The organism is Psychrobacter sp. FME6 (genome assembly GCF_014861365.1).
In the GTDB taxonomy this organism is placed as follows: domain Bacteria; phylum Pseudomonadota; class Gammaproteobacteria; order Pseudomonadales; family Moraxellaceae; genus Psychrobacter.
In genome coordinates this window covers 1-7,518 of record NZ_RRYW01000117.1, presented here as the reverse complement: position 1 = coordinate 7,518, position 7,518 = coordinate 1, and the positions used below count along the sequence as shown (strand labels likewise).

Below are 7,518 nucleotides of genomic sequence, written 5' to 3'. Positions count from 1 at the left end.
CAATCAGGTGTTCTATAATATAATTTAGCGTTGCACTTGGTGTGTTAATCTAAGAATAGAATTAAACTGCGTTATTTAGTTTATGTATATGTGTAAAGCCGCCTCCTATATATTCGGGGCGGTTCAAAAGGTATGCATAGGTAGTTAATAGCTTCTTAAAAACTTCATTATCGCTATCATAATAAGAGTAAAGACTGTAATGGCGAACAAGCCATAAAGTTCTTTAACATCCATTGTCATGAATTTTTCTATTAGCTCCATTGCAGACTCCTTATTTTATATTTTTAATAACTTACTATACTATTTCTTCCTACTAAGAACTACCACCTTAGAAAAGACGTTTCTCAATTTAAGAGGCGTCCACTCGGATACTATCTTCTTATCAAGTCCAAACTTTTTTGCTGTCGCGATTCCAGTATGTCCTTGTCGATAGTATGCTATGACTTTGAGCTTAAAACCTAGAGTGTAACGCATAAAAACACCTCATAAGTTGTGTCTAACTTATGAGGGTCAGTTCACTAGTGGGGCTTTTTTTAGATCAGCGTTTATGAAAAACAACGCCCCAAGCGGTCTTATTCAGACCCTATTAGGGTATGTAATATAACGTAGGTATAACTTTGTGCCCCTTAAGTGACATGGCTTTACGAGGAAACTGCTAATTGACGAAAGTGTGATGAGAGCGTAAACTCAAGTGCTAGAAACGACTAACCCCCAGAGACGGCAATCTCTGAGGGTTAGATGAATTTTAATCTGTGTCAGCAGATATAAAACCCATTTTTCGATACGGCTATTTTATATCAGCAGGCGCACCAACACAAGTGTGCGTGATGTTAATACTACCGGAAATATACGAAATACTCCCCCATAAGCCTTATTGCACCGATGATTTAGGTACTCTTGTCATTCGTCCTAGGCAAACTGCCGTCAAAATGCGGTACATTCAGCATAACCCTCCTTGCATGACCCACTTTATCTGCCTAGACATTGATCATCGGCATGGCGCAATGCGTTGGGCGGAAGAATATCTACCACCGCCACGGTGGACAAGCCAAAACCCCTCAAATGGACACGCTCATATTGTCTATGAGCTAAAAACACCTGTTTGCACCAGTGAGCATGGCAGCCGTAAAGCCTTAGAATACCTCGCTAAGATACAAGCAGGGCTTGTCAGAGAGACAAAAGCAGACGTCGGTTATACCAACTTCATCACCAAAAACCCGATGCACGAGTATTGGCGTACCGAAGTATGGACAAAAGAAGCCTACGAGTTAAATTATCTAGCCGAGTTTGTTGATCTCAGACCTTTAACGAACACAGAGAAAGAATACGGACTTGGTAGGAACTGTTCACTGTTCGATACCGTTCGCCATTGGGCGTATTCTGCGATTAGAGAGCATCGAGGCAAGACTTGGGATCAGTGGCACAATTCTGTACTTAAACACGCTCAGAACGCAAATATGATGTTTTTAGAGCCGTTACCATACTCAGAAATCAAAGCCACAGCTAAAAGCATCGCAAAATACTGCTGGAAACGTGATTCTTACCACTATAATGAGTTTATTTATCGCCAAGCGATTAAAGGTAGCAAAGGCGGTAAAGCTAGTAATTCACCAAATGGAGGGATTGCAAGGTCAGCAAAGTATAATGATAAGAGATCTAAAGCAACCAAGCTTAGAGATTTAAACCTTACTACGAAAGAAATAGCGATAGAGCTAGGTGTGTCAGATCGAACAATACGAAACTGGCTAAGAAAACCAAGTTTTTAAGGCGGAAAGTGCAAGCCTAAATCAGATAACAGCCAGTTAGAGGGGGGATCTGATTTAGCTCAGGCGGTGCCTAACTTTTTACTTAGGCTGTTCCTTACCTCTGTCTAAGCTTATCTTTAACTTTTTCTGGTACTTTACATACTTCTTCGTATGGTGCAAATTTGTCAGCGAACTCCTCAACTGTTTGTTTGTTTTGTGGTGGGGTTTTAGATGATGCGAGTGTATATTGTTCTGTTAATTCGGCGCATGTTTCTATTTGCTCGCTAATCTTATTTACTGTGGCTTCGTCTACTCTACTCAAGGGTTCGTTTCCCATTGATGTTCTCAGCTTTTCGCCGTCTTTGGTTAGTTTAAAAACGACAGCCATTCCCATGTTGTCGGACCAGATTAACTCGCCTGTTTCACCTTCTGTCAAGGCGGATATCTCCTCATCTTCTTCTTGAGTTATCATAGGATTTGGTGGAGGCTTAGGGAGAAACTCGTAGTTGACATCTGTATTTAACATATAGGTGTCGCCGTCTTTATATATTTCACTAATTGAAATGCTGGTATTTTTATAATTGCTGTCTCTATCTGCTTGCCAGTAACCGATGTAGTTAGTTTTATCGCTGATCGAATATTCTTTTTCTGTGTGATCATTAGTTGAAGAGCATGCTGATAATATGCTGATAGAAAGAATTGATAGTAATAAACGCATAAACTTTTATTCCGTAAGACTCTATAGTTTTTTAAGGGCTGCATTGGTATTTAAAATTATGGCTATAATATCATAGCAAACATTTGTTTCAATATTTTTTTATAGCCATAATTTACCGTGGGCACAATACCCAAACTCCTCACAAAAAGGTGTGAGAGGTAAAAAAACAGCTAGTTCGAGAGCTATGTTGATAATACAGCAGAAGCTAATTTAGGACATTTTAATCAGATTTCTTGATCATAATGACCTACTTATCGGTTTAACAGTGATTAAAGTCGTATCTAAATTGACCTCAAATAATGCAATCTTTTTAACTTACCACAGGGCATATTAAAATGCGTCCTAAGGACGCATTTTAATATGCCCTGCATGTAATGTCAATTTCTGAAAGCCTTATTAGCTATAGCTTAGGTAAAATATCTCTCATTTACAATAAAAAGCTTGCAATCTAATCACATATTGTTTATAAGTCCTAAGGACTTATAAACAATATGTGATCAATATGCGGAAAACTATTTCTATAGAAGAGGCTACAAGCCTTTGGGTAATCGGGTTAGCTAGAAAAACAGCTTTCTTCGATTCAGAGTTGTATGAGTTTTTGCATTACATACGTGAAACTAGATCCTTCCAAAACCAAAGTATAAAGGGGTTTAGGACGGATAGTAATTTAAAGAAAAAATTATCTGAAGTTACAGATTATCTTGTATCTAGCGGCTTAGTACAAAAACCACATGACAACTACTTCGTTATCGCTAACAAAACCCCGAGCGACCTAGAAATAGTTTGCTCGCTATATAATATAGGCTATATAACGTATTTGAGCGCCATGAGGTTCTACAATCTTACTAACAGAATTCCAAAGAGAATTGACTATATTGCGCCGACTAGACCATTGTGGAAGAAAACACAGTCACAACTTCTCTCAGAAAACAGCATAGACGGTGAAAACCTAGAAAAGAATAATTTCTTTATACCTCCATACCCTTCTGAACGTATCAAAATTAAGGGCAAATACCTTAATGTTCACTCTCGCTCACACCTTTACCCTCATATGAATAAAGGCGAAAGCGTTAGAATCATTAGCATTGGAGATTTGTTCTTGGAAATGGTGAGAAATCCCGATTTATGCGGTGGATTTCAACATGTTTTAGAGGTCTATGAAGAAATGGCAGAGGTTCTTTTAAATGAGATCATAGACTCAGTTGAGTTATATGGCACTGCTATCGATAAAAGTCGCATTGGTTTCATCTTAAACTCCCATTTGGATATTCAGGATCCTATAATCGCTGAATGGAAGACTTATTCCACAGCTAGAGGAGGAAGTCGTAAAATGATATCAAACGAACCTTACTCAGACTCATATAGTGAGGACTGGTGCATCTCCCTTAATCACAGTGTGTTTAATTAATCATGAAAAATATTGAAGAGTGGATAGATAGAGCAGAAAATGATGATAAAAAAAAATTTAGGCAGGCTATTCACTTAATTTTATTGGCTATATCTCGTGATAGATTCTTGTCGCAAAATTTAGTCATAAAGGGAGGAATAGTACTATCTTTAGCTTATGGCTCGGAACGCTATACAACCGATCTAGATCTATCTTCTTTAGATAACATGGAGGCTTTAAGCAAAGAAGAGCTAGAATTAAAGCTAAGTAAGCAAATTACAGCCGTTGTTGCCTTAAGTAACTATAACTTAAAGCTCCTAGTTCATTCTATAAAATACATGCCTAAAGATCCTAGTAAAGTAAAGTTTCCGGCTTATAAAGCGAGAATTGGGTATGCGGATAGCACTAATTTGAAAGCTGTAACACGCCTAGATAACAAGCAGTCTCCTCATATCGTTGAGCTTGATATTAGCTTCAATGAGAGTGTATCAGTAAGTGATACTGAGAACTTCAAGTTAACTGACCGACTCAATGTTCTATGTTACTCACTTGAACAGCTTGTAGCTGAGAAGTATCGTAGCATACTACAACAGGTCGTTAGAACTCGTAGTCGCCGTCAGGATGTTTTCGATATTCACTACCTTTTAAACCAAGAAGCAAGTCTTTTATACTCAAACGAAACTAAAAAAACTGTATTAGATAAACTGATTAAATGCTCTGAGGGTAAAAGGATAGAAGCATACTTGAATCAATCTGGAATGAGAGATGAAGAGATAAAAAACCTTTCACTCAAGGATTTTCATACTCTTTCTCTTGAAATAGATGTAGATATAGAAATACCTCCAGAAGATATGTATACAGTAGTCCAAGATTATTTTGAATCACTCCCATGGAGCCTTTGCCTACACTTGTAAGCCGCTATATCTGCTGATACAACGGCTTTGTTATATTTACTAAATACCTTCATTCTTTTCTATCTGCTATCCATTCTTTTTGGGTTATTTTATATAGTGCGTATTCGGAAAGTGGGTCTGTTACCTCAAAAGCAGGGTGTTGGAAGTCTTTTTCCGTATTTTTCATCTTAAGGCGTTGCATGACTAGTTGTGAACGTTTATTTATCTTTGAAGTGAACGATACTACCTCATTAAGTTTTAGTTCTTCGAAAGCAAATTTTAAAGCAGCATTTGCGGCTTCCGTTGCGTAGCCGTAGCCCCAGAACTCTTTACCTAATCTCCAACCTATTTCAATGCAAGGGTTGAATGGGAAATCATATTGCGGTTGATGTAAGCCTACAAACCCTATGAAAGTACCACTATCTTTTAGGCTTACTGCCCAAATTCCCCAGCCTCTTTCCTCTATGAGCGATTGACACTTTGAGGCCATGGCATCACTTTCTTCTGTCGATAGTAGCTTAGGGAAATACTCCATTACATCCTTATCCGAATTCATTTTAGAAAATGGCCCCAAGTCTGTCTTCTGCCATTGTCTTAAATAAAGGCGATTTGTTTCTATTTTTTTTGGCATATCTATTCTACGTTCTTCTAGAAGTTGTTTATGGGAATAAAGGCTGTTCCCTAGTGAGGACTTGAACACGGAACCTAAGTTATTGATATTAAATTTTTTATATATTGATGGTCGCTGTCAATGTACTTATGAATGTAATTATTGTGATTAACTCGAAGGTTTTTTGACTTGATTCATTCTTTTATTATCCTTAAAGCTACTTACTAGACAGAATGTAAAATCACTAGATAGCCTTGATAAAGAACATATAGCCCAACACCAAGAGCTAAAAATAGCACAGCTATCAAGGAAAATAGAATTATCTTGCTACTTTTTTTCATTTTCATCTCTCAAAGCCTAGCTAAGGCTTTTTATGTCTGTTTTGACGTTCAATATCATGGCGAGGGTGTGCCGTTCTTAACGTCCAACTTTGGGTAGTGGATAGATCGTTCAATCTTGCGCTTATCTCATAAAATCGTGTTTGGTGCGCTATACAGGCATCGAACTATCTGCTGTTTAAGCCCCTAATTAGCCTTGAAAATATAGCACGCTTACCAAACTACACTAAACGATTGTATAGAGATGATACTAGAATGGCATCATCTTAACTCTACATTATTAGTGAAGCAGATATGAAGAATAACCAGTATTGTTATCTTAAAAGAGCACATCATAACCGTATCATAAGTGCATTGGCTATCAGTAGTCTATTATTCGTGGTCAGTGGCTGTGACAGCACTATGAAAGAGTCTAAACCTACTGACAGCGTAGCCAATACCACATCAAATTCAGATAAATCATACTTACCAGATAAAGCTAAAAGCAACGCTGACGCTCAAGCAGATAGTCCGGTTGATTTTATTGCTGCTGATGATGACGCTTCTACTTCAGACGGCATCGAAAAAGTCATTACTGCCAACAATCAATTTGCCGTTGCTATGTATCAGCAGATAAATGGTCAACCTGACCAAGCAGATAAAAACGTATTTTTCTCGCCTTATAGCCTGTCTACGGCGATGGCCATGCTGTATGCCGCAGCGGAAGGGGAAACCAAAGAGCAAATTCAGAAAACTTTTTACTATCCCTCAATGGATGTTCTTAATCCTAATAGCGCCGCGCTCTATAATCAATTTAACAAACCCAATCCTGATTATAAACTTGCTACGGTCAACGATTTATGGATGGAACAAGGGTTAACACCTACTAAATCCTACGTAGATACGGTACAACGTTATTACGGGGGTCAAGTGACTAACCTTGATTTTGAAGATAATCCTGATCCTTCACGCCTCATTATTAATAAAAAAATCGCTCAGCATACCAACCAGCTGATCCCTGAATTACTGCCAAAAGGCAGTATTAAAAAAATTACGGTCGCCGTATTAACCAACGCCGTTTACTTTAAGGGCGATTGGAAAACGCCATTCAATATTCAAAGCACCAGTGAGCAGCCTTTTTATAACCATGTGGGTACAAGTCCTAATATAAAAATGATGCATACACAGGCGGATTTTGGTTATAGCGAGGACAAACAGGTGCAGGTCGTGCAATTGCCTTATAAGGGTGATGACTTATCTATGCTGGTGATATTACCAAAATCTAAAGACAAGACAGCCATGCAGCAGCTGGTGCGTGATTTAAGCGCTGATAAGATTAAAGAGTGGAATAAAGACTTAATTACGCAAGAAGTGAACCTTCACTTACCAAAGTTCAAGCTTAAAGAACGCTACGACATGAAAGATATGCTGTCAGATATGGGCATGCCCATTGCTTTTAATCAAGACAAGGCTACTTTCAAACTGTTTGATCAGCCTTTATCTACATGGATAGATGAGATCTATCATCAGGCGGTGGTCATCGTCGATGAAAAAGGCACCGAAGCAGCGGCAGCGACTGGCATTGTAGTATCTACTGAATCTGCCTCTGCTCCACCACCTGTTTTTAAAGCCGATCACCCGTTTCTTTTTATGATTAAAGACAATAAAACTGACGCAATACTATTTTTAGGTCAAGTGAATAAGCCTTAGTGGGAAACCACCTTAACTAGGGTATATCCTATTAAAAACTGGCTTATATGCCATAAGAGTAGTTTTTTTTAATGGCTAAGTTTGTCTTTGTTTGAGATATATATCGTGCCAAGCTGATAATGAGCTTCTTCATTTCCT

General features: G+C 38.2%; 7 protein-coding genes. 4 read left to right on the top strand and 3 right to left on the bottom strand.

Features of this window, described 5'->3' with window-relative positions; genetic code table 11:
- Positions 1–300 precede the first annotated feature (300 nt).
- The gene (locus EI162_RS12605; RefSeq protein WP_192524683.1) at positions 301–474 is read right to left on the bottom strand and encodes a hypothetical protein; all 174 of its coding nucleotides are present in this window, start codon (positions 472–474) and stop codon (positions 301–303) included.
- 353 nt (positions 475–827) lie between these two features.
- Between EI162_RS12605 and EI162_RS12600 the strand changes: the two genes are divergently transcribed.
- Positions 828–1,766, top strand: coding sequence for a replication initiation protein (locus EI162_RS12600; RefSeq protein WP_192524682.1), 939 nt, complete (start codon positions 828–830; stop codon positions 1,764–1,766).
- Between the two features lie 94 nt (positions 1,767–1,860).
- On the opposite strand, the gene EI162_RS12595 is transcribed toward EI162_RS12600, so the two are convergent.
- On the bottom strand, positions 1,861–2,463 hold the full coding sequence (locus EI162_RS12595; RefSeq protein ID WP_192524681.1) for a hypothetical protein: 603 nt from the start codon (positions 2,461–2,463) through the stop codon (positions 1,861–1,863).
- A 502-nt stretch (positions 2,464–2,965) separates the two neighbouring features.
- On the opposite strand from EI162_RS12595, the gene EI162_RS12590 reads away from it, so the two are divergent.
- Positions 2,966–3,871 (top strand): type IV toxin-antitoxin system AbiEi family antitoxin domain-containing protein, encoded by a 906-nt coding sequence (locus EI162_RS12590; RefSeq protein WP_192524680.1) that lies wholly within the window; start codon positions 2,966–2,968, stop codon positions 3,869–3,871.
- A 2-nt stretch (positions 3,872–3,873) separates the two neighbouring features.
- A complete protein-coding gene (locus EI162_RS12585; protein ID WP_192524679.1) occupies positions 3,874–4,764 on the top strand; it encodes a nucleotidyl transferase AbiEii/AbiGii toxin family protein in 891 nt (296 codons plus the stop codon).
- Between the two features lie 49 nt (positions 4,765–4,813).
- On the opposite strand, the gene EI162_RS12580 is transcribed toward EI162_RS12585, so the two are convergent.
- A complete protein-coding gene (locus EI162_RS12580) occupies positions 4,814–5,374 on the bottom strand; it encodes a GNAT family N-acetyltransferase (RefSeq protein ID WP_192524678.1) in 561 nt (186 codons plus the stop codon).
- 611 nt (positions 5,375–5,985) lie between these two features.
- Here EI162_RS12580 and EI162_RS12575 point away from each other — a divergent pair.
- Entirely contained in the window at positions 5,986–7,380 is a 1,395-nt protein-coding gene (locus EI162_RS12575; protein WP_192520456.1) for a serpin family protein, read from the top strand.
- Positions 7,381–7,518: the final 138 nt, after the last annotated feature.

Bases quoted from the DNA above. Each gene is read 5' to 3' on its own strand.
- EI162_RS12605 (WP_192524683.1), bottom strand. From the start codon at position 474: ATGCGTTACACTCTAGGTTTTAAGCTCAAAGTCATAGCATACTATCGA.
- EI162_RS12600 (WP_192524682.1), top strand. From the start codon at position 828: ATGTTAATACTACCGGAAATATACGAAATACTCCCCCATAAGCCTTAT.
- EI162_RS12595 (WP_192524681.1), bottom strand. From the start codon at position 2,463: ATGCGTTTATTACTATCAATTCTTTCTATCAGCATATTATCAGCATGC.
- EI162_RS12590 (WP_192524680.1), top strand. From the start codon at position 2,966: ATGCGGAAAACTATTTCTATAGAAGAGGCTACAAGCCTTTGGGTAATC.
- EI162_RS12585 (WP_192524679.1), top strand. From the start codon at position 3,874: ATGAAAAATATTGAAGAGTGGATAGATAGAGCAGAAAATGATGATAAA.
- EI162_RS12580 (WP_192524678.1), bottom strand. From the start codon at position 5,374: ATGCCAAAAAAAATAGAAACAAATCGCCTTTATTTAAGACAATGGCAG.
- EI162_RS12575 (WP_192520456.1), top strand. From the start codon at position 5,986: ATGAAGAATAACCAGTATTGTTATCTTAAAAGAGCACATCATAACCGT.